The organism is Arthrobacter sp. 05L417, assembly GCF_056397865.1.
The window spans coordinates 113420-136376 of sequence record NZ_JBFTOG010000004.1; the positions used below are offsets into that span (position 1 = coordinate 113420).

Genomic DNA, 22957 nt, shown 5'->3' on the forward strand with positions numbered 1-22957 from the left:
GTTTGTCTTTTCGGCCGATTTGAACCGGGAGTTAGACTAGGAGCTGGCGGAGAAACAGAACCTGCTTTATCCAGTGGTGTTCCTGCCCTCCTTCATGGTTGTTGAACCTGTACACCTCCATCTCCTTCGTTGGGCCGGGACGGGACGCGTCAGAAGTGCCCGAGCCGTACGCGTTGAAGCTGGCGAAGACAGTAGAGGGCGGGCAGATGTCGTCACTTTGCGCTGCCGAGTAGAGCGCAGGCGCCGTAGCCCATCGTCCGAGGTTGACGCCGTCGAAATAGCGCAGGACGTCAAGTACTTGCTCATACCGGTCCCGATGACGGGCAAGGAAGGCGGCGATTTCCGGGTACGGGCCACGCGGGGCGATGTCGATAGCGCGCGGAAAATCCTGCAGGAACGGGACGTCGGGCAAAGCTGCCACGACGCCGTCGAGCCGACCGGCCACCAGCCCGGAGACAGCTACCACAATGCCGCCGCCCTGACTTCCGCCGGCGAGGACGACTCGTGCCGCATCCACCTCAGGGTGGGATTGTGCTGCCTCCACTGCCCGGAAGGCATCCGTGTACACCCGCCGGTAGTAGTAGTCTTCGCGGCTGCCGACGCCCCGGGTCATGAAGCCGGCATAACCCACGCCGCCAGCCGACGGATGGGGATCAGCAGTCTCACCCACAGCAAAACCGTAACCCTGGCCACGGGTGTCCATGATGAAATGCGCGTACCCCGCCTGCGCCCACCCTGTTTCCTGGTTCGCCAGTCCCCGCCCACCGGAGTAGCCGACGTAGTGGACCACCACAGGCAGCCTGGAACCTGAGTCCCTGGTGGCAGGGAGGTGCAGCCATCCCTTGATGGGTTCCCCACCGTACCCTGCGAAGGTCACGTCAAAGGTGTCGATCACAGAAAGGTAGTTCTCGACGGGCTCAAACCGGGCGTTCAGGGGGTAGGCTCTGGCATCCGCGATCGTGGCATCCCAGAATTCGCGAAGGTCTTCCGGCATCGTCACATCGGAGGTATAGCTGCGGAGCTGGGCCAACGGGAGGTCAAAAAGTGGCATCGCGTCCGATTCTGTTGTTTTCTGGAGGGGCTGGCTGGATCTGGCTTGGCATTTCCGTACCAGGAGCAGCTCCGAGGGCGGCTGCGGCGGAGAAGGCACCATCGATGGACCAGGAGTGGAGGACGGCGGCCACGTCCTGCCGCTTCTCGTCCCGGACAGCCTCTTCATAGGAACGTTCCAGTAGTGCGTCGATCTGCACCCGCCAGCCGGTGGCTGCGCTTTCGATGGCTGCTTCCACCATGGCCAGGCTGAGGATGTTCGCGTGAACCTGACCCATGGGCGGAGTTCCTGTTCGGAGCGCTGAAACGAACTCGTGCAAGGATCCGTGGACGTCCGGGCCCGGCTCCTCCACCACTCTCCGGCCCGGGTGAACGGGGGCATGCACCTGAACAGTATCCTCTACAGCAATGTCAGCAGCGGCGTCTGCGGGGGAGGATGGGGTCACGGTCGGGGGATTATCACCGTCCCACACGACAGTCCCGTTTTCGCCGCCGAGCCGCCAGGCTGCGTTCCAGGAGGTTTCCCGCCCGGGGCTGCACCAGCTTCCGTTGAACACGAACCGCTCGCCGCCGGACATTTCGAAGGACGCTACGGCTGCCGCGTCCCCTCGATACCAGCTCCAAGCAGGGTTGTATTCCTCGCAGAATACGGAGACGGGGTCCGCGTCCAGGAGGAAGCGCGCCATGTCGAACTGGTGGATGGCCATGTCCAGCAGTAGCGGGTGCTCCATCTGGTCGCGGTATCCGCCGAAATGCGGTGCCTTGAAGAAATCGGCGGACAGCGTGCCCAGCCGGCCGAGCCCGCCGGCGAGAGCCTTGCCGGCGAACAGGTCGCGGTTGTAGCGGCGGGACTGGCTGACCATGAACAACTGGCCGGTGAGCTCGGCGGCAGCGACCAGGCTCAGGCCCTGAGCCACGGTGGACGCAACCGGCTTTTCGCCCAGCACGGGAAGCCCGGCGAAGAGCGCCTCGGCGGATACGGGGTGGTGGGCGGCCGGAACCGTGACGTTGATGACCGCCTGGGCGCCGACGTCGGACGCCAGTTGCGCTGTTCCCCTCCCCACTGGAAGGTCAGGTTTGCCGATCGAGGCGGCGCTGGCACGCGCGGCGTCCAGGTTAAGGTCAACGATGCCGCTGAGCTCCACGAGCGGCGAGGCCTCCACCGCCCCCAGCCAGGTGTGGCCCATGGCTCCGGCGCCGACCAGCAGCACTTTTAGCGGACCCCGATCGTCCTCAATTGTCGCGAACGGGCGGCTCATGCCGTGGTTTCCTCGTAGATCGCGGTGGCGCCCTTGTAGTCGGCGCCCTTGTAGAACTCATCGGTGTCATATTGCAGCAGTTCCGGAAGTTCCCGGCGCGACCGGTCGGTGAATGCCCACTGGACGGCGTTGGAGATGACCCGGCGGATGTCCTTGTGGTGATACACCGGGAAGTCCTGATCGCCGGGGCTGAAGTAGAAGATCTTGCCGTGGCCGCGTCGGAAAGTGCAGCCGGAGCGGAAGACTTCGCCGCCGCTGAACGAACTGATGAAGACCAGTTCCTCCGGCCCAGGGATGTCGAAGAATTCGCCGTACATTTCCTGCTCATCAATGATGATGGGGTGCGGAACGCCCTTGGCGATGGGGTGGGTGGGGTCCACGGTCCACACCAGCTCGCGGTCCTGCTCGCTCCGCCAGCGCAGGGTGCACGTGGTGCCCATGAGCTTGGTGAAGATCTTGGACCAGTGGCCTGAGTGGAGCACGATCAGCCCCATTCCCGAGAGCACGTGGCGGTGCACCCGCTCCACGATCTCGTCATCGACATCGGCGTGGGACATGTGCCCCCACCAGGTCAGGACGTCCGTGGTGGCCAGGACCTCTTCGGTAAGGCCGTGCTCCGGCTCGTCCAGGGTGGCGGTGCGGACGACGACGGCGGCACCCAGGTTCTCCTCGATACCCTCCTTCACTGCGCCGTGAATGCCGCGGGGGTAGAGTTTTGCCACCTGCTCGTGTTCCTGCTCATGCCGGTTTTCGTTCCAAACTGTGACCCGGATCGGGGTGCTTTTACTCATTGAAGCTCCTTGTACTTCTGTCATCGCCGGACTCCACGGGAAAGTAGACGGTGTAGTCGCCTTCAGTTAGGTCGGAAAGGGGTACGAATTGTATGTCAGGGGTGCGGATGGTGCGGTACGTGCCTGCATTCCACCAGTGATGCGTCCTGGTCTCATCCGGCGCGAGAATAGTGGTGGCGTCCCCGCCATGTGCGCGTTCGACTGGCACGCGCCGTGAGGTCAATCCAGCGAGAACATAGGGTCCGTCTTCGAAGGACAGTACGCCAGGGTTCTCGGGAGCCGGGATGGCGCGAACCCGGGTCGGGAATTCGACGCGTAGGAGATCTCCCGCCGACCAGTCGCGATCGACGAGAACCCACCCTTCTTCCTCGACGTAAGCAAGCTCATTCCCGTTGCAATACACGCGAAGTGGGGCACGGACCCAATCTGGTATTCGTAGTCGCAAGGTGAATCGCGTCGTTTGGTCTGGACGCACCTTGATATCGAAGACCATTCGGTCGGGGCGTTCGGTCGGCAGATCCGGCTCCAGACGTTGGATAGCGTTTAGACCGTCCAGGGTTTCAGTTTGTCCGAACACCACACCGTCGAGAGGATCCTGCTGAATCCGAATGGCGACGCTTGTGTCGGCGACATCGTCCCAACGTGTGTCCGAGGGTATGTATTGGCTGATGCGGAGACCATCCTCGTCCCGCTGCACGGCAGCCGTCGCGTGGTGAGAGTGCGCTTGCAGGAGGGTGCCGTGGCAGCACCAGAAGTCGTTGGTGCGCGAACCCCATTGTTTCTCACTGCCAGGCGCGAGGGGAAGAAAGTAGGTCACCATGCCTGTCCTCTGATTTTGCTGCGCAAAAATTCCGTTTACGAGGTTCCGTTCCCAGTAGTCCGCATAGCTCTTTTCGCCCGTCCAGCTATACAAGGTTTGCGCCAAACGCATCATGTTGTAAACAGTGCAATGCTCCTGCACGCGGTGCAAACGCGAAAGTACAATTTTCGAAGGTTGCCAGACCTCTCCCGATGTAGACCCACCCGTACAGTAAGTGCCACGGGAAGTAACGGCCTGAAACCAAAACGCTTCGACGATGTCACGCCAGCGCCGGTCTCCCGTAACCTCCCACGCTCGGGCAGCGCCCAGTATTTCAGGGATTTGCGTATTGGCGTGCCTGTTGGTCAACACGTCCTCACCGCTGAGCAGACGATCGAAGAAGCGTGGGCGGTCGTAGCGGCTCATCAACACTGAGTATTTATTCTCGCCCGTTTCGCCGTAGAGATTCGCCCAAATCTCCAGCATCCCCCCGGTCTCCACATCCAGAACATCGTCAAGCTGCCCGCGGCTCAAATGATCCGTCCACTGCACGAACCAATCAGCGAAGTTCGTGAGCAGCTTCAGCGCTGCGGCGCTGCCTCCGATCGCGTACATGTCCCACAGCCCCATGAGGATCTTGTGAACCGTATATTGGGGTGCCCACACCTCCTGACCCTGCACAACCCGGTCCATATATCCGCGCGGAATCCCAGCCACCCACTGACCGCCATTCGCCTCCTGGCATCTGACCAGCTCTTTGACAATGTGGTTGGCTCGCGCTCGTACTTCCTCGTCGTGTGTTGACAGGTAGGCTGCGGCCGACAACCAGTGACCGAGGATATGTCCGCGAAGGTCACTCGTGGGCGATTCCCATCCCCAGTGCCAGTTTTCGGGGCCGTCGGCTGCAGTTTCTCCGACAGTTGTCCCTACAGAGCCGGAGTATCGCCACAACCCCGCCTCCATGCGATAGGGGCGAAGTAAGTTCTCAGCGGTGAGACTCATCAAATATTCGCGATTCACCTGTGCTCTGGACAGCGCGGGACCCTCAAGTAGTTCAGCATCACGAGGTCCTACGAAGCCAACGGAAATTCTCTGATTCACAAGATCTCCCGATCAGTTCAAAAAAGGACACTAAGGAAAGGTCGCCCGGCTAAGCCACTGAGGCGATTGTTTTGTTTAGTTGGAATAGTCGTCATTTGGAGCTGGGACCCGGTAGATCCCGTTGGTTTCGGCCACGCATCGGATCGTAAGCCTCTCAAAGGTCAGTTCATTGGGCTGGTGAAACACCAGAAAGCGGCTATTTCGTGTTGTGAGCAGCATTGCGTGTCCGCCATCAGATCCAACGAGGGGTTGCGATTCGTGCACCCAAGGTCCGGTGATGAGTCCGGTGGAGCTGCGGGCCACTCCGACTGAATAGCCTCCTTCGCCGCCGCTGGACCAGAGGAGTGCAAGCCCCGCGTCATCGTGGATCACGAAGGGACCATCAGTGATGAACGCGATGTCGTCGTAACCCGTTTCCTCATTGCGAAAGGGTCGTGTCCAGGGCGCCTCGGAGGCCGTGAACAGGAGAATCGGATCCCCTCTCGAGGTTCGCAAGTCGTCACTGAGACGCTGCGCATAAATTGCGCCATCCCCTGCCTGAAGCCATTCATGACAGAAGACCAGCCATGGCGCACCGGAGCGATCCTGGTACAGGGTGCCATCAAGACACATCCATCCACTCGGTGTGACAGGTCCGTCACTCCATGGTTGGAACAGCCCATCTGGGGCTGCTGCTGCCAGCACCTGGGTGCCGCGGCGGCCCGCGCGGTCGGCGAAGGTCGCAAACATCCACCATGTGCCGTTGTAGTAATGCACTTCTGGCGCCCAAAATTGGGTCTCGCCCCAGAATCCAGGACCCGGACGAAAGGCAGGGAAGGGTCCACTCCACTGCTCGAGGTCATCGCTCTCGTAACGGTCGAACCCGGCCCCCGGCCCGTGCCAGGGGCTCGGATCCGTCGTCCCGAAGAGCAGGTAGCGGTCCTCGTACTCCACGATGTACGGGTCTCGGATGCGCAATTCGGACCGTTCGATCGTGGCGTGGCGTGGGTTCGTTGTTTGGAGAGCGGTTGCCTGTTGTAAGTTGTTGTTCGCCATTGTCAGGACTTCACGGCACCCATCGTGAGTCCGCTTACGATTTGCCGTTGCAAGAAGGCAAACACGATGAGTAGGGGCGCGACGCCGAGCAACGCGGCGGGGAAGAGCAAACTCGGGTCCAGGGTGTAGCTGCCAACAAGGGAGTAGGCATTCACCATCACCGTTTTCAACGATGGATCCTGCACGAAGACCAGCGGAATGAGCAGGTCATTCCAGACACTGAGAGTCAGGAACGTGGCAAGGGTCGCAGTGACGGGTCGGAGGAGAGGGAACAGCACAACGAAGAACGTGCGCACCGGTCCCGATCCATCGATCGCGGCCGCTTCCTCCAGCTCGATCGGAATCTGTCGGAAGAACGACGTGTAGAAGAAGATCGCGACCGGAAGGTTGATGGCGGTGTAGGCGAGAATGATTCCCGCGTAGCTGTTCAGAAGGCCAACGTCTCGAAGCAAGAGGTATAGCGGTGCGATTAGTACAAAGATCGGGACCGTCGAGCCCGCAAGGAAGAGGCGGTACACCCACGTCGTCCACGAACGGGTGATACGTGCAAGCGGGTACGCGGCAAGCGCTCCGACGATGATGGTCAAGATCAACGCGCCCGCCAAGACAATGGTCGAACTGAGCACCCCCTGGGTGTAGTTCATCTTCGAATAGGCGTTCGTGATGTTATCGATCGTCAGGCTCGTCGGCCAGCCCAGCGGATCGTTGATCACGTCGGAAGGCGGGCGCAAGGATGTCACGACTGTGTAGGCGAACGGGACGAAGATCAGGATGACGGACATGGCCAGGATCACGTCGCCGACCAGCGATAGGGGCCCGCGCCGACGTCGTGCCCCGGCTCGACGTTCCGCTCGACGTTCCCCTCGGAATGCTGTCGGGGGTGTTGGAGCTGCGGTGATCGTTGTGTTCTCCATGTTAGATTCGCTCCTCGCGACGTCGAAGAAGGGATTGGGTGGCTCCGGCAAACAGCACGACGACAACCAGAAGCAGGACGGCAATGGTCGTGCCATAGGCGAAACTTCCCTGTCCTCCGAAGATCTTTTGGAAGATCAGCATGGTCAGGGTCGTGGTTGAACCGGCTGGCCCACCGTTCGTCATCACGAAGGGGAGTTCGAAAACTTTGAGCGACCCCAGAAGGGAAAGGGTGACGCTTACGGTCGTGGCCGGGGCGAGAAGCGGCCACTCGACCGAGACAAATCTGCGCCAGCCTGTCGCTCCATCCACGCTCGATGCGTCGAGGAGTTCGGCCGGGAGGTTCATGTACCCGGCTAAAAAGATGGCAGCTGAATAGCCCGAAAACATCCAAATGTTGACCAGCGCGATCGCCCAGAGTGCCGTTGACGGATCGCCGAGCCACACATGTGTGAGCGTGTTCAAACCCAGCGATTTAAGGAGGGAGTTGACAGCTCCGTCTGGTGCCAGAAGCGAGTTCCAGACGAACGCGGCCATCACGGCTGACATGAGAGTGGGAACGAGAATGATTGTGCTGCCCAGCTGGCGGACGCGCGGGCGCATGAACAGAGCCCTGGCCAGGACCAGACCGATCGCATTCTGTGCGATGACCACCACGACCGCATACGCCACCGTGACGCCCAGTGCTCGTATGACGTCGCCGTCCTTTGCCATGGCGGCGTAATTCGCCGCTCCGACGAAGTCGCCGGCATTGCCAATCTTGCTGTCCGTGACGCTCAACACGAGCCCCTGCACCAGCGGGTACACAATAATGGCGAAGTACAACGCCAGGGCGGGGGCCATGAAAGCGACGGCTACGAGCGGTCTGCGGTGGATCATCGAAATTCCTTCAATTGAACTGAACGGCAGGGGCCGAGCTGGATGCCACACGGCCCCTGCCGCCGTTGCCTACTTCTTGGGCTTGAGCTTCTCGTCGAGGTTCTTGACCGTCTGATCGATGCTCTGCTGACCAAGCCAGAGGGCCTGGATCTGCTCCTGCAATGTCTTCTCGCCCGCGGCATCCGCCCACGTGTTGGAAGGAAGGATGCGGTACCTTCCCTCGTTCACCGCCGCAACGAAGGCCTTTGTCGCGGCTCCGGACGGGTTCTCGCCGTTGGTGAACGGCGACACTGCATTCTCGGCCTCCAGATAAGGAGAGGCGTTCTTGCTCTCAGACCAGAACTCGACATACTTCTCTGCCGCCGACTTGACCTTCGACTTGGCATTGACGCTGAACATCGTCCCGACAAACAGGTTCGCGTTCGAATCGGCCTTGCTGGTCGCCGGCCACGGGATCAACGAGTCATCCAGCCCGGCCTTCGTGAACGCTGACTGGTTCCACGCGCCCTGCACATAGAATGCGCTCTTGCCCGCCTGGAAGTCAGAGATCCCAGTGCTCCACTCATCAACGCCAAGCTCGCTCTTGAAATCAACAAACCCCTTCGACTGCAGATCCATCAGTTGCTGCAGCGACGACTTCCACGTAGAGAAAGACGCCTTTCCTTGCACGAAGTCCGCGTCGAACGTCGGGTTGTCTTTGTACACGAGCGTGGCAGCAATGGCGTTGATCGCCGCGTCTCCCGTCCACCCGCCCTTGTTGGGCAAAGAAATTGGAGTGATGCCGGCGTCCTTCGCCTTCTGAAGGGCCGCCTCGAACTCGGGCCACGTCGCGGGCGTCGACGTGATTCCTGCCTTCTGCAGCAGGGCGTTGTTGGCGAACAGCGAAATGCCAATAACCTCCATCGGCATCGCATAGGTCTTACCCTCGTTCTCAACGAACGGCTTGATCTCCTTGCGCACCCCGCCCACCCAGGGCTGCGACGACAGATCCTCGAGGTATCCCGAGGATCCCCAGTCCTGAACCTTGGCCGAGTCGGTCATGATGACGTCGGCGGTGTTTCCGGCGAGAAGTTCGGACTGCACACGCTGGGGATATGCAGCTGACGGGATGAATTCGTACTTGAGCGAAATATCAGGATTCGCCTTCTCGAAGGCGGCGTTGATTTCTTTCACGTTCGCCGGCTCGGCGTCGCCGCCTTTCCAGCCATACACCTTCAGGACAGTCTTGTCGCCGGTTCCGCTTGCGCCAGTCGACGAGCAACCCGTCATCAGGAGCGCGGACAGGGCGAGAACAGCTCCCACGACCAGGCGTCCGCGACGGCCTCTAGTGCTGTCTGAAGGAGCAACATCCCTGCGAACAGGTCGGGTGCTGTGATTCATGGTGTCCTCTCCATTGAGAATTTGTAACGCTCCAAATGGGCGCATCTACAGAATGATCTCGCACCATGGATTTGTCAAGTCAGCGCTTTCGACTTCTCAGAGATGCCCGGGAGCGGTGTTCGAGGAATCCTCTGTGAATGTCCCGTAGCGGCGGGCGCCGTCTGGCGCGCGCCGCTACGGCACGCTCCACCGGGGAGCTTTCAAAAAGCGAACGCAGTGACGTCACGAAGGCGATATCGACCCGCTACGCCCGCTTCAATCTGGCAGCGAGAAGCAGGTTCCGGAGGAGTTTGTGTGCGAGGACCGGCTGCATCGGGACCATGGACGGAAGGCCGTGCGGATAGCACCGGAGGCTGAGGGCCGTGCACCCGCGGGCGCCGCAGCGTCCGCCCTTCGGGGAGCCGGTGATGGAGGCTCTGCGGTTCTGCTGGGCAGGGCAGGGGGCAGTCGCTGCGCAGGTGCCGGCGACAACTGATGTGGTTTCCCCGGGGTCAGCGGGCTAAGCGGTTGATTCGCGCGCGACGAGGTGGAACGGAACGCTGAGTTGTTCGGGGACCGAGTCCGGGTCGGTGAGTTGCTTGGCTAGCAGCCGGATCGCCTCACGCGCCATCCACTCTTTGTCGATGAACATCGTGGAAAGCGTCGGTGAAGCAAACCGGCCGTCTTCGATGTCGTCGATTCCGATCACCGCGACGTCCTCCGGGACCTTCAGGCCGCGTCGCCGAAGCGCCGACATCGCGCCCAGTGCGAGCAGGTCGTTCGCGCAGAAAACCCCGTCAAACTCGACGCCGGCGTCGACGAGCTCTTCGATTGAGCGGGCTCCGTCGTCGCGAGTCCAATCCCGAACGGCCGTGACGGGCCCGGCTTCGCGCAGACCGGCCTCCTCCAGCGCCAGGTGAAAACCGGCTTCACGCTCCGACACCACGAATGGGTCACCGAACGTCTTGTCCCCGATCATCACCAGTCGCGACCGGCCCTGATCCAACAGGTGCTTGGTGGCAGTGTGTGAAATCGCCACCGAGTCAATGCCGACGCGATCAACGGACGACAACTTCGATCGCTCACCCAACAGCACGAGCGGTGCCCGGCCACGCCTCAGTTCGATCTCTTCGTCCTCGATCACCGATGGGCTGAAGATGAGACCATCCGCGGAGCCCAGATTCCACGAGTCCGCAGCTTCTCGTTCACGCTCCAGGAGATTATCGGTCTGCTGAACGATCAGGCGCATCCCGGCATCGTCGGCTGCGGCAACCGCGGCCCGCGCCAACTCGGCGAAGTAGGGCTGCGCAAAATTGGGGATCGCAAGACTCACGAGACCCGTCCGCCCTGAGACGAGATTCTGGCCAATGGCCTGGGGGCGGTAGCCGAGTTTTTCGATGGCCGCGTTGACGCGCTGGCGCATCGATTCCCTAACATTCGGATGGTTTCGGATCACGTTCGAAACGCTGCTCTTCGAGACGTGCGCCTCGGCGGCGACGTCTTCCAGTGTTACTTGCCGGCCCATTCCCGTCCTTCGATAATTAACTCGCCGCGCCTGAAGATCCATCGGCTGGCGGCCGATTTGGAGCGTAACAAAGACAGTAGCGTACGAAAGACAGTAGCGCGATGTGGCTGTGTCGGCGATTTGCCGACACAGCCACAGATTGAGTTGGTGACTAGCCCACCTCTTTCAGCGCGAGGTCATCGCATGCCCCGGCCGCCGATCCCGCGTTCTTGTAGCAATAGACGGTTGCTTGCGTGCTGGCAGTGCCCGTGGTGAACACCACTGCCGCGGGAGCGTATGTCGCCCCGGCCACCGCGTGGAATGACTCGGCAGCGCCGAATGACTTGACGCCGAGAGCAATCTCCTCGCCCGCCACCGCATGCAGCCACCCCGTGAGAACGTACGTCGTGCCGGGCCGGAGCCCGTTGATCGTTTGCTGAACCCCACTGTTCGCCGGTCCCGTCGCGAGCCCGAACGACCCGCTGTGGGCGGCACCAGCGTTGAGGCTGACGGGGACTGACGACGACGGCGTCCAGGGTGATGGAGAGCCGGTCTCGAACCCTCCGTTAGACACCAGGCTTCCTGGGTTGGTGAGCTTGACGATGCTGAAGTCGTCACAGAAGCCCGGGCCGGTCCCGGCGTTCTTGTAGCAGTAGATCGTCGCGGTCGTGTTGGTGGATCCGGTCGTGAATGCCACCGTATTGAGCGCCCAGGCCGTGTCGGTCGATTTGCTGAAGGTCTCCGTTCCGCCGTAGTTCTTGACTCCTATCGCGAGCTGCTCGCCGACGACACCCACCTTGACCCATGCCGAGAGGAGGTACGTGGTCGAGGGAGTGAGCCCGCTGACAGTGTTTTCGGCTCCGCTGTTCGCATTGCCGGTCTGCAGGGCAGAGGGGCCGTTCGACCACGTACTTGTCGTCACTGACGATCCTGACCCACTCAGCGTCCAGGGCGTGAGGGCTCCCGAATCAAAGCTGCCATTTGGAACAAGATTCGTGCTGGCTGTCTCATAGGCACCGATACTGGGTACAGCCGCAACCGGGTTGCCGACGAAATCCCGGCCGCCGTTCGAGGCGATGGGGACGCCAGCGCCCAAGGCGGGCGAGGACTCGCGCGGCTGATAGGCCGCCGCGCCGCCCGATGCCTGCGTCGCGGATTGCAGCGGACCGACCAACTGTGGCGACAGATAGATGGTCCCCGTCGTCGGCTCATTGTTATTGCGCGGCCCATACAGCAGGTTGTTGGCGAAGACGGAACCCGTCGTCTGCAGGTAGCCCTTGGATCCGAAGTTCAGCACCAGGTTGTTTCGGAGCTTGTAGGAACCTGACTGCGTATTGCCGGTTCGCGTTCCGATCACCGATGTCGCCCGTCCGGATGAGATATAGATCGTGTTGTTGTAGATGTCCGGAAGGGGCGCGGCTGAGCCGCTCTGGTTGGGGATGGCCCCGGGAAAGTCAAACACGTTGTGAGCTCGGTTGAAGTTGCTGGTAATCGGGCAACCGGCCGTGTTCGTATCGTCTTCGCTCACGTTGTAGCGGACGACCGTTCCGTCGCTTGGGGGTTCGCTCCCGATCTGCTGCATCATCAAGAGAAAGCCACCGGAGTTATTGCGCGAGTAGTTGTACTGGATCGTCGTATTGTGGTTGCCCCAGTCGACGTCGAACGCCATGCCGTCCTGCTGGTTGATCGTGCACGCCACTGTGTTGTTCTGGATCGTCGTGTCGCTGCTGCCGGCCACCCAGATTGAAGCTGCGGCCGTATTGCAGATGTTCCCGGAGGGCGGGCAGCCGGTCGTCGCTTTGACCCCGCCGTATGCCGCATCATTCCCGTCAATCAGCGCTCCAGCGCCGTTGACGACCAGGATGTCGTCGCCGCCGGAGTACCGGATGTTGTTGTTCAGGATGCGAACGTTCGTCGTCTGGCCCGTACCACGAGCGTTGCCGTCTGGTGTGACAGCAATGGCGATGCGGTCGACGTGGTCGAAGGTGTTGTTGGCGATCGTGATGTCGTTCCAGGTGGAGACGGACGCCGTCTGGTCGGTCTGGACGCCGATTCCCGCGTTCGACGAGTACCAGCCGCCTGACCATCCGGAGATATTGCGAACCGTCATGTTGGTAATGGAAATGCCCGAGAGCGTCGTCCCCGACGAGTTCTCGACCAGCACTCCGCTCCTGAACGCGGGGGACGCCGCGGCGTTACGGACCTCGAGACCCGAGAGTTGCCACTGCTGGACGTTGAGGAGCTTGATCACCGCACCCACCACGCCGTTGCCATCGATGGTCGGGCTGGCACCAGATCCATAGCTTGTGATGACGGCGGGGCTGCCTGCCGCTCCCGACCCGGACGGTGTCAGCTGACCAACGCAGGTCGTTCCCGCCTTGAACAGGACTCGTTCGCCAGGGCCGAACTGCAGGGAGTTCACCGGTGCCAGCGAATTCCACGGACTCGCCTGAGTCCCCAGGCCATTCGTGCTGGCCGAGCAATCAACGAAGTGGTCTGATCCTGCAGCGTTTGCCACCCCGGCGTTGCTTTGTGCCGCCACCGTGAGGAGTACGGCGGCGAGGAGGGAAAGCATGGCTCGGGGACGTTTCGGACTTTTCAGCATGGGATTTCCATTCCATTCTCCTTTGAACAGTCATATCCTTGGAGCGCTCCAAGTTGAGGTACACTGTCCTGCAGAACGCCCAATGCTGTCAACCTTCCAACAGGTCGGCTTGGCCCAAAAACCTCGATTCGATGACGCTCGTGAGAAGGATCCACAATGACGTTGCCCTTGATCAACCCTGACGACCTCCCCGTTCCGGTCGATGTTTCTGATAACACCGCGGCGTTGGCGGGCGTGAAGCAGGTCATCGATGCCGGGCCCTACGACTCGACCTGGGAGTCGCTACAGAGGTACCGGGCACCGCTGTGGTATCGCGACGGCAAGTTTGGGATCTTCCTCCATTGGGGAGTGTTCTCCGTCCCTGCGTTTGAGGACGAGTGGTACTCCCGCTCCATGTACCTGCAGGGTACGAAGTCATTCGAGCATCACATCGCCACATACGGAGCGCAGCGCACATTCGGGTACAAGGACTTCATCCCAAGTTTCACCATGGACAAGTTCCAGCCCGACGACTGGACCGCGCTGTTCAAGGAGGCCGGGGCGCAGTTCGTGGTGCCGGTGGCCGAGCACCACGACGGTTTCGCCCTGTACGACACCGGCCGTTCGCGGTGGAGCGTGACGCAGATGGGCCCGCGCCAGGACGTGTTCCGGCAGCTCGGCGACGCAGTGGATCGTGCCTGGATGGTTCTCGGCGCGTCGAGTCATCGCGCAGAGCATTGGTTCTTCATGAACGGAGGTGCCCGGTTCGACTCCGACGTTCGCGATCCCGCTTACGCGGACTTCTATGGACCGGCCCAGCGTGAGGAGATCGCTCCGAATGAGCGCTTTCTCGAGGACTGGCTTCTGAGGTGTGTCGAGATCGTCGACAAATACCGGCCGCAGATCTTCTACTTCGATTGGTGGATCGAGTCGGCTGCGTTCGAGCCGTATCTGCGTCGCTTCGCTGCGTACTACTACAACCGCGCCGCCGAGTGGGGCCGTGAGGTCGTCATCAACTTCAAGTGGAATTCATTCGCGCCCGGGAGCGCTGTCTACGACATCGAACGCGGGACGATGGGCGGCATTCGCGACGACATTTGGCAGAATGACACGTCGGTGTCGCGAACATCGTGGAGCTGGGTCGAAGGACACGTGTACAAAGGCGCCGACGAGCTAATTGCCGAACTGGTTGACACCGTCTCAAAAAACGGCGTTCTCCTCCTGAACGTCGGACCGAAGCCCGACGGCACCATCCCGGAAAGGGAACGACAGCTCCTCAAAGCCATCGGGGAGTGGCTGACCCGAAACGGGGAAGCGATCTACGGCAGTCGACCGTGGATCATTCCCGGGGAAGGTCCAACGGTGGTCACGGCCGGCTCGTTCGTCGACACTTCCTCGCCTGATTACACCGGCGCCGATGTTCGTTTCACGACTCGGAACGATGTCACCGGCGACTACGTTTATGCGACATTGCTTGCACATCCGCAGGATGGAAAGGCCAGAATCCGATCGTTTGGAAGCGGCGCCGGGCTCCTTACCCGAGGAATCCGGGAGGTTCGAGTCCTCGGTTCTGCCGACGACGTTGCTTGGCAGCGTTCCGCTGAGTCGCTTGATGTGACGTTGCCGCCCCAATCGTCGACGGCGGCGGGTCCGGTCGTGCGGCTCTATCTCGAAGACGAGGCTCGCCCACCCCGTCAAGACTTCTTGCACGGATGAGGAGGATATCCGTGCTGGGAGACTGCAGGACAGTTAGGGCAGGCGGGGGAGCGCGGCCTTCGATGGGCACCTAAGCGTCGGGGTGCAAGCTGTCGTCCGGGGCTGTCGTTCGCCAGGACGTGAAGAGCACGGTGAGGTTAGGGCGCGAAGGGGCGCAGCAGTAGGGCCCTGCGGTGACGACAGCTTCCGGGTCAAGAGGCGCTACCCTTACCAGCTGCCATAGGTCGTCATCAACTCGGGCCCGGACGGTCAGGGCGTTGCCGGACCTACTGGCCCGGACAGTGACGTACCGGCCATCCCAGCCGGGAACCGGGGACAAAGACCAATCAGATACACCACGCGTCACCACCGCTCCGAGGCTTCCCTCGCCGTCGCTCCACTCGATGCCCGTCTTGATCCATGTCGTGTCATCGACACGGACGAAGATCCCGGCCTGGTCGAACTGGGCCGAGAAATCGAGATGGAAAGACACCTCCATGGCAGTGTCCTGCCCGAAAGGGGCGAGGAGGGCGTGTTCGGTGTCGTGAATGAATCCGTACGAAGTGACGCGCCAGGCGTCACTCTTCTCGACGGCGGTCACCAGCATGCCGTCTTCGGCAAACTCCACGTTCGCAGGTTCGGTCGTCCAAGTTCCCTCGGTCCAAGCAATTTCAGTCATTGTGTCAATTCCTTTTCGCCGCAGTCGGCGTCGGCGTGGCTGTCTTGCTGGCAGGCTTGGACACGGCGTCGCTCGACGTGCCGCTGCCTCCGCAAGCCGTCAAAGCGATGACGATCAGTGCCGAGCCCCAAATCCATGCAGAGCGTTCTCATTCATAGATTTCCCCAGGAAAGTCGAGTGGTACGACGGCAACGGCAGATGAGATAACACTACTGCCTGCCAGAGCGAGGAACGGTACTCGGCAGCCTGACGCGCATGCACGGGTATTCATGACCCGGGAATTGCCGGCACAACCGGCCTAGTCAAAGCCGCAATCAAACGCTGCCCAGACAAATTTGGCGAAACTTCAAATACGATCAAGAACCTGTAGGTTTTCCTATACGATATGAGATAGCATGATTTACATCACAGCAACGTGGATCGAATGAGCCGCGTCCCCACAAGGAAGGACTTGAGATGGCCATCAGCGACAAGACCGAGAACGACACGCAGGAAGCCCAGGCAACCAAGGCCACTGAGCACCCCGGACGCCGCGGGCTCATTGCCGGCGCAGCCGCTGGTGCTGCCGTATTTGGCCTGACCCGCCTCATTCCGGGCGCCGACGGCGGTGCGAGCTCTGGGGGTGCCGGCGCGCCGGACAAAGAACCTTTGGTGGACAAGTGGCGTCGTACAAAGGAAGCCAACCTGGGCTGGGAGTTCTCCACCCCCTTGATGCAGTTCCGCAACTCCGCAGGGGAGCCGGACGGGTTCAGCGTTGAAATGATCAAGATGATGATGGCGGACCTGGACAAGGACATTAAGATCAACTTCACCGAGATGCCCTTCGCTCAGCTGGTCCCTGCGCTGGTGTCGGGCAAAGTCGAAATGCTCGAACCGGTGACGAACCTGCCGACTCGGGCAAACGAGGGCATGTTCGCGGATATCCCGGCGAACTATGCAGCCATCTACGCTCTTCGTAGGCCTGGCAGCACTCTTGAAAAGGACGCCCAACTGAACGATCCAGCCGTGAAGATCGCTGTGATCCAGGGATCCTCGCAGGCCATTATCGGCGCCCAACGATACCCCAGGGCAACGTTCGTTGCTTTGGCCGATGCAACTGTGGCTATCGCAGAGGTTGCTTCGGGCCGTGCGGACATCACGTTGGCATCGATCTTCAATGTCATGAACGGGCTCCGCAACAACCCGGGCCTGACGGTGTTGCCCGGCGATCCGCTGTACGTAGACGTCAACACCTTCCTTCTGCCCCAGGGCGACTTCAAGTCGCAGGTCTGGGTTTCAAACTGGCTTCGCCACCACGCTGGCCGTGGCACGATCGCGACACTGTGGAACAAATGGGTCGGAGATGCGCTCCGGACCGAATTCAAGCTCCCGGTCGTCACCGTCGGACCCGGCGGCGCCCTCATTGAGGTCTAACCGGGATAGCCTCCCCACAGCCACTTAGGAAATAATGCCTGATATGAATTGGGGCGAAGTCCTCAGCCGGTATGATCTCTTCCTTGCCGGGGCAGCAGTGGACATTTACATTGCCCTTGCAAGCTTTGTGCTAACAGTCGTCGTCGGCCTCTGCTTAGCCTCGATGTCCCGCGGAAACGGTTTTTTCAGAACGATTTCCTACATCCTCGTCCAGTTCGTGCGCGGGGCCCCGTTGTACGTTCTCCTTCTCTGGGTCTATTTCGGCGTATCGCAGGTCATCGGCTTCAACATCCCGCCGGTGGCTGCCGTGATCGTCGCGCTAGGCATTGCAACGTCCGGAGTCACGGCCGAGGTCTTTCGATCCTCATTCCTTGCCCTCGACAAGGGACAGGCGTTGGCGGCCAAATCCTTCGGAATGACACGCTGGCAGGCTTACAGTTCCGTGCTGTTTCCCCAAGCAATCCGGATTGCCTTACCCCAGCTGGGGAACGTCTTCGTCATGCAACTCAAAGGGGCCACCTACGCTGCCGTCATCGGAGTCGCTGAAGCCGTTTTCGTAGCCCAGGACATGTCGACAAGCCTGTTCCTGCCGTTCGAGGCCTACGCAGGATTGGCAATAATCCTGATCCTGATGGCCTTCGCGGCGTCCTTTGCCTTCAACCTCGCCGAAAGGGGGCTACGGATCAAATGAGCGACTGGTTCGAAAAGCTTTGGGCCACGTGGGGTCCTGTTCTGGGTTCCACCGGTGCGATCTCCGAGGGCATCTACGTGACACTCGCGGTGACCTTCGCATCCTTCGGCCTTGCCTGCATCGGTGGGCTCATCCTGACCCTGATGCGTCTGAGCGGCCTCAAGTGGCTGGAAAAGACCGCATTTGCATTGACGCAGATCTTCCGGTCGCTCTCGGCTTTTGTTTACATCCTCTTTATCTACTTCGCACTCCCTGCCGTCACCGGCATTCCGATCCCACCCATCGTGGCTGGAATTATCGGTCTTACCATTCTCAACAGCGCCTATATCGCAGAGATCCTGCGCTCGGCCTTGTCCAGCGTTGGAAGCGGCCAGCGGGAAGCGGCGGCCGTTTTGGGCATGTCGGCCACCCGCACCTACACCGACATCATCCTGCCGCAAGGCATCCGGGTGGCCATCCCTTCGTTGGTCAGTCAGTGGACGATCATCCTCAAGGATTCGTCGATCATCGGTGTTATTGGCGTTGCCGACATCATGTACAGGGCAAGCCACACAGCTGCCAAGACCTTCCAATACTTCGAGTACTACACCCTTGTGGGACTCATGTATGTGGTGGTCGTTTTCATCATGACTATCTTCAGTTCATGGGTCGAGCGAAAGCTGCGGATTCCGTGATCTGGTCCCCCACTCATGCTCCCCGGCGGCCTTCCACGGCCGTCGGGCAACAGATCTTCAAGCCAGCACCCCTTATACGCCAGGCATATGGTGCACATCAAACCGGAAGGCTCCCATGCGTTTTCAATCAAAGGTAGTCCTCATCACTGGAGCTGCCGGCGGCTTGGGGGAGGCCTGCACCCGACGCTTTGCAGCTGAAGGCGCCTCGCTGGTCCTGATCGATCTGGACCAGGACAAAGTCGAGACTCTGGCGGCCAAGTGCCGTGCCGGGTTCGGGACGGAGGTCGTGACTGTGGCCGGCGACGTCTCGGAAGAAGAGGTCGTGAACCGGGTGGTGGCGACCGGCCTGGAGGCGTTCGGGAGCATCGATGTGCTGTTCAATAACGCCGGAATCAATCCAACTGGCAACGTCGTGAACACCCCGCTGGACGTTTGGGATCTGACCATGAAAGTCAATGTCCGCTCAGCGTTCATGATGACTTCACGCGTCATCCCGTCGATGATCGAAGCCGGAGGCGGCGTCATCGTCAACACAGCCTCCATCGCCGCGTTCAAGGCCTCCACCAACGAAGCCGCGTACAGCGTCTCCAAGGCAGCGTTGCTCCAGCTGACCAAAGTGACGGCCCGAGACTTCGCCGATGCCAACATCAGGGCCAACGCAGTTTGCCCAGGAATTCTGGAAAATTTCATGGCAGACCGCAAGGTCATTTCCTCCGACGAAATGATGGAAAAGCGGCGGGCCAGAGTGCGGGAAATTGTTCCCTTTAAGAGGGAGGGGCGCTATGAGGAGATCGCTAACCTCGTTGCTTTCCTTGCCTGCGATGATTCGTCGTATGTCACCGGCGCTGCCTTCACGGCTGATGGCGGCCTCACAGTATGAAAGGGCCACAAGCCATGAACGATCCGCTAGTCGAAAACGGCGAAGAACTCATGACGCACGAGGATATAGCCGTTGGAGACATTGAAGATCTCCCTGACGCGGACCCCCAGCGCGACGAAACTGAACAGCGCGTACCGATTCTTGCACTTCGCAAAGTGTCCAAGACCTACAACGCCGGCACCGCCAAAGAGGTCAATGTACTCAAAGGCATTAATCTGGACGTCTACGCCGGCGAAGTAGTGGTCCTTGTCGGCCCCAGCGGCTGCGGCAAGAGCACACTGCTGCGGTCCATGAACCTCATTGCGCCCCCAGACACGGGATCCATCACCTTCAAGGGCAAGACCTGGACCAACAGTGAGATCGACTTCTTCGATTTCAGGGGTCGCCGGGCAGAAATGCAGGCGATGGCACAGTGGCGGATGTCCATGGGTATGGTTTTCCAGAGTTTCAATCTCTTTCCCCACAAGACAGTGCTTGAGAACGCCATGATAGGTCCGCTCAGGGCTAAGAACATTGATCGTGTCGAAGCTGAGAAACTTGCCCTTGCCGGGCTGCGCAAAGTCGGCATGGAACAGAAGAGAGACTTCTTCCCCAGTTCCCTCTCCGGAGGTCAGAAGCAACGCGTTGCCATTGCCCGTGCGCTTGCTATGCAGCCTGACGTCATGCTCTTTGACGAAGCAACCTCCGCTCTGGACCCTGAGTTGCGGGTCGACATACTTGAGGAAATGAAGCAGCTCGCATCCGAGGGAATGACCATGGTGGTCGTCACCCACGAACTTGCCTTCGCGCGGGAGGTCGGCAGCCGCGTCATTTTCATGGAAAGCGGTCAAATTGCCGAGGATGGGCCAGCCAAAGAAACCATCGACAACCCCACGCACCCACGGTTCATCGAGTTCCTCCGTGCACTTCACCACTGACACGCCGGCCGGCTTCGCCCCAAGTCGAGCCCACAGCAGTTACGCAAGCAAAGGACGCATCACATGATCACTGTTCAGGGCGTCTCCAAATCCTACGGGGCTGTGGAGGTTCTCAAAGATTGTTCCCTGCAGGTGGAGAAGGGGGAAGTCGTCATTATTTGCGGCCCATCCGGCTCCGGCAAGAGCACTTTCATCAAGACCCTCAACGGACTCGAACCGATCAACGCGGGACGAATTGACATCGCCGGGTTCAAGCTGGAGCCGGGCAAAAAGGTGCCACGCAAACTCCACTTCAATGTCGGCATGGTCTTTCAACACTTCGAACTCTTCCCGCATCTCACGGCCCTGCAGAATGTTGCATTGCCCCAGGTCAAGGTTCTTCGCCGAAGCAAGGCCAAAGCCATGGAACGGTCGAAACAACTACTGGCCCGTGTCGGGTTGGAAGCGCACGGGGACAAATACCCGCAAAACCTCTCTGGTGGGCAACAACAGCGGGTGGCCATCGCGCGCACCCTGGCCATGGACCCTGAGATCATGCTCTTCGACGAGCCGACATCCGCGCTGGACCCGGAAATGGTCAACGAAGTGCTCTCAGTCATGACTGGTCTGGCAAAGGAGGGCATGACAATGCTGTGTGTCACCCACGAAATGGGCTTCGCCAAAAGGGCCGCGGACCGGGTGGTTTTCATGGACCAGGGCAGGATCCTTGAAGACCTGCCCGTTGAAGAGTTTTTTCAGAACTCCACAACGCAACGTGCCAGGGATTTCCTCTCGAAGATTCTGGTGCTGTAGGGCCGACGGGTCCTTTGGGCATGAGGTCCACGACTCGGCTGAGTCCACCAGCGTACGGTTCACATCAAATCCTGGGACCCCGCCGTCCAGAAAATCTTCCCAAAAGCAATTTCACTATTAAAGGATCTCCTATAGGATTTCCAATAGCATCATTCGCGTCGCAGTAGGTGCCGCAGAGAACAATCCGTTTGCCCTAAGCAGCCCGGGAGGGAAGAACCACCGCCGATGAAACCCGCAACAAGCACCGACAGCAGACAATCCAGCGAAGCAACAAAAGTGGGGCAACACAGGCGATGAGCAGATTCTTTTGCGACGTGGCCGTGGTCGGTTCGGGCGGCGCTGCGCTCGTTGCCGCATGCGCCGCGGCCGACCACGGTTTGTCCGTCGCCGTCCTGGAGTCGACGAGTCTGCTTGGCGGGACAACAGCGCTCTCTGGTGGTCAGATGTGGATTCCAGGGTCTCCGGCCATGACTCGTGCCGGCGTCGAAGACTCCGCTGACGATGCCCTGCAGTACTTGCGGCGCACCACCCTCCGAACCACCTCGGAGGCATCCCTGCAGTCTTTCGTTGCCAACGCGCCACGCTTCATTGACTACCTTGAGAACGAACTGGACATGCCGGTGGTCAGTACTGACCGTCCGGACTACCACCCAGACTGGACGGGCGCCGCCTCCGGTCGTTCCCTCGAGCCGTTGCCGGTCTCCACGGAGGAACTTGGCCCCTGGCGTGATCGCACCCGGACATCGCCGATAAGGGGACCCATTACCGGCCCTGAAGGACGTACCGGGGTCCAGGAGTCTGTCCTTCGTGAGCGCTCCGCTGCCGACGTGCGTACACAAGGTTCCGGGCTTGTTGCGGGTCTGGTGAAGGCGGCCCTGCGGCGCGGCGTCGATCTGCAGATTAATGCGCGGGTCACGGCCATCACAAGGGCATCCGAACAGTTTGTTCTGGACACTGCCAAGGGCAAGATCAGTGCAGGAACCGTAGTATTGGCCGCCGGCGGTTTCGCCAGGAATGCGACCCTTCGCTCCGCCTTCCTGCCCCGTGTTGACATCGTCCCCACCGCGGCACCTGGATCCTTGGGGGATGGTCTGAAGCTGGGCACCTCCCTTGGCGGGTCTCTGAGGGGGATGAGCGAAGCGTGGTGGACCGCTGCGATATCCATCGGCGGCGAGTCCATAGACAATGCGCCCCTGCATCGCAACGTCGTCCGGGAACTCGCCTACCCGGGATCCATCCTCGTCAACGCGTCAGGGGAGAGGTTCGTCAATGAAGCAAGTTCTTACAACGACCTCGGCAAAGCGTTCTTTGCGTTTGATCCAGCCAGCCACCGGTTCCCTAACCAACCTGCTTGGCTGATCTTCGACGCCGACTTCCGCAGCACCCGAACGGTTGCCGGAGTGGCCCCCACGGCGAGCCTTCCAAACGAATTTATCCAGGAAGAGGACCTTGAGTCCCTGGCCGACCGCGCCGGTATCGACGCAACGTCGTTGATTCAAACCGTCACCCAAACCAACCAGATGGCTGCAACCGGCACTGATATCCAGTTCGGCCGGGGGAACAGCCCCCACGACCGGTTCAACGGCGACGAAACACACAAGCCCAACCCCTGCCTGGGTCCTATCGCGCAGCCGCCATTCTTCGCTGTCCCAGTCGTCCTTGGTGCCAACGGAACCAAAGGCGGCCTTGCTACGGACCACCTCTCACGAGTCCTGGATCACGACGGCGTACCGGTCGAAGGACTCTTCGCCGTCGGTGAGAGCGCAGCGGCATTAATGGGCCCCGGATACGCAGGATCAGGAGCTTCCCTTGGCCCGGCCCTCACAGCGGCCTTCACACTGGCAGAACACCTGGGCCGACCCCGAACCGCCTCCCAGGCAAGTGACCACACACACGCAACAGCCCCGCAGGTCACACGCTCCTGACCCCGGGTTGCACCACAG

At 60.6% G+C, this 22957-nt stretch carries 19 protein-coding genes; 8 read left to right on the top strand and 11 right to left on the bottom strand.

Annotation, left to right across the window (positions count from 1 at the left end; translation table 11 throughout):
• Positions 1 to 31: 31 nt before the first annotated feature.
• The 10 genes from AC1DJW_RS05605 to AC1DJW_RS05650 form a co-directional block, all read right to left on the bottom strand.
• On the bottom strand, positions 32 to 1051 hold the full coding sequence (locus AC1DJW_RS05605; RefSeq protein ID WP_441437371.1) for an acetylxylan esterase: 1020 nt from the start codon (positions 1049 to 1051) through the stop codon (positions 32 to 34).
• On the bottom strand, positions 1038 to 2309 hold the full coding sequence (locus tag AC1DJW_RS05610; RefSeq protein WP_476900893.1) for a Gfo/Idh/MocA family protein: 1272 nt from the start codon (positions 2307 to 2309) through the stop codon (positions 1038 to 1040). The genes AC1DJW_RS05605 and AC1DJW_RS05610 overlap by 14 nt, the downstream gene beginning before the upstream one ends.
• The gene (locus tag AC1DJW_RS05615) at positions 2306 to 3100 is read right to left on the bottom strand and encodes a ThuA domain-containing protein (RefSeq protein ID WP_441437369.1); all 795 of its coding nucleotides are present in this window, start codon (positions 3098 to 3100) and stop codon (positions 2306 to 2308) included. The genes AC1DJW_RS05610 and AC1DJW_RS05615 overlap by 4 nt, the downstream gene beginning before the upstream one ends.
• The gene (locus AC1DJW_RS05620; protein WP_441437368.1) at positions 3093 to 5000 is read right to left on the bottom strand and encodes a beta-L-arabinofuranosidase domain-containing protein; all 1908 of its coding nucleotides are present in this window, start codon (positions 4998 to 5000) and stop codon (positions 3093 to 3095) included. The genes AC1DJW_RS05615 and AC1DJW_RS05620 overlap by 8 nt, the downstream gene beginning before the upstream one ends.
• Before the next feature lie 75 nt (positions 5001 to 5075).
• The gene (locus AC1DJW_RS05625; protein WP_441437367.1) at positions 5076 to 6035 is read right to left on the bottom strand and encodes a glycoside hydrolase family 43 protein; all 960 of its coding nucleotides are present in this window, start codon (positions 6033 to 6035) and stop codon (positions 5076 to 5078) included.
• Between the two features lie 2 nt (positions 6036 to 6037).
• Positions 6038 to 6949: a carbohydrate ABC transporter permease gene (locus AC1DJW_RS05630; RefSeq protein WP_441437366.1), complete on the bottom strand. Its 912-nt coding sequence runs from the start codon at positions 6947 to 6949 to the stop codon at positions 6038 to 6040.
• A gap of 1 nt (position 6950) precedes the next feature.
• Positions 6951 to 7826 (bottom strand): carbohydrate ABC transporter permease, encoded by an 876-nt coding sequence (locus AC1DJW_RS05635; RefSeq protein ID WP_441437365.1) that lies wholly within the window; start codon positions 7824 to 7826, stop codon positions 6951 to 6953.
• A 69-nt stretch (positions 7827 to 7895) separates the two neighbouring features.
• Positions 7896 to 9206 carry an ABC transporter substrate-binding protein gene (locus AC1DJW_RS05640; RefSeq protein ID WP_441437364.1) on the bottom strand — a complete coding sequence of 437 codons (1311 nt, stop codon included), beginning with the start codon at positions 9204 to 9206 and terminating at the stop codon, positions 7896 to 7898.
• A 499-nt stretch (positions 9207 to 9705) separates the two neighbouring features.
• Positions 9706 to 10752, bottom strand: a complete 1047-nt coding sequence (locus AC1DJW_RS05645) for a LacI family DNA-binding transcriptional regulator (protein WP_476900894.1) — start codon at positions 10750 to 10752, stop codon at positions 9706 to 9708.
• A 109-nt stretch (positions 10753 to 10861) separates the two neighbouring features.
• Complete coding sequence (locus tag AC1DJW_RS05650) at positions 10862 to 13294, bottom strand: carbohydrate binding domain-containing protein (RefSeq protein ID WP_441437362.1); 2433 nt, start codon at positions 13292 to 13294, stop codon at positions 10862 to 10864.
• Between the two features lie 156 nt (positions 13295 to 13450).
• On the opposite strand from AC1DJW_RS05650, the gene AC1DJW_RS05655 reads away from it, so the two are divergent.
• A complete protein-coding gene (locus AC1DJW_RS05655; RefSeq protein ID WP_441437361.1) occupies positions 13451 to 14989 on the top strand; it encodes an alpha-L-fucosidase in 1539 nt (512 codons plus the stop codon).
• Positions 14990 to 15059: 70 nt separating this feature from the next.
• On the opposite strand, the gene AC1DJW_RS05660 is transcribed toward AC1DJW_RS05655, so the two are convergent.
• On the bottom strand, positions 15060 to 15647 hold the full coding sequence (locus AC1DJW_RS05660; protein WP_441437360.1) for a DUF1349 domain-containing protein: 588 nt from the start codon (positions 15645 to 15647) through the stop codon (positions 15060 to 15062).
• Positions 15648 to 16103: 456 nt separating this feature from the next.
• Here AC1DJW_RS05660 and AC1DJW_RS05665 point away from each other — a divergent pair, with 456 nt between their 5' ends.
• The 7 genes from AC1DJW_RS05665 (at position 16104) to AC1DJW_RS05695 (ending at position 22939) form a co-directional block, all read left to right on the top strand.
• Positions 16104 to 17060: a transporter substrate-binding domain-containing protein gene (locus AC1DJW_RS05665; protein WP_441437359.1), complete on the top strand. Its 957-nt coding sequence runs from the start codon at positions 16104 to 16106 to the stop codon at positions 17058 to 17060.
• A gap of 34 nt (positions 17061 to 17094) precedes the next feature.
• Positions 17095 to 17751 (top strand): amino acid ABC transporter permease, encoded by a 657-nt coding sequence (locus tag AC1DJW_RS05670; protein WP_441437358.1) that lies wholly within the window; start codon positions 17095 to 17097, stop codon positions 17749 to 17751.
• A complete protein-coding gene (locus AC1DJW_RS05675; RefSeq protein WP_441437357.1) occupies positions 17748 to 18425 on the top strand; it encodes an amino acid ABC transporter permease in 678 nt (225 codons plus the stop codon). Before AC1DJW_RS05670 ends, AC1DJW_RS05675 begins: the two co-directional genes overlap by 4 nt.
• Before the next feature lie 115 nt (positions 18426 to 18540).
• The gene (locus tag AC1DJW_RS05680) at positions 18541 to 19305 is read left to right on the top strand and encodes an SDR family NAD(P)-dependent oxidoreductase (protein ID WP_441437356.1); all 765 of its coding nucleotides are present in this window, start codon (positions 18541 to 18543) and stop codon (positions 19303 to 19305) included.
• A 14-nt stretch (positions 19306 to 19319) separates the two neighbouring features.
• On the top strand, positions 19320 to 20222 hold the full coding sequence (locus AC1DJW_RS05685; protein ID WP_441437355.1) for an amino acid ABC transporter ATP-binding protein: 903 nt from the start codon (positions 19320 to 19322) through the stop codon (positions 20220 to 20222).
• 63 nt (positions 20223 to 20285) lie between these two features.
• Positions 20286 to 21014, top strand: a complete 729-nt coding sequence (locus AC1DJW_RS05690; protein ID WP_441437354.1) for an amino acid ABC transporter ATP-binding protein — start codon at positions 20286 to 20288, stop codon at positions 21012 to 21014.
• Between the two features lie 293 nt (positions 21015 to 21307).
• Positions 21308 to 22939, top strand: coding sequence for an FAD-dependent oxidoreductase (locus AC1DJW_RS05695; protein ID WP_476900895.1), 1632 nt, complete (start codon positions 21308 to 21310; stop codon positions 22937 to 22939).
• The last annotated feature ends 18 nt before the right edge of the window (positions 22940 to 22957 follow it).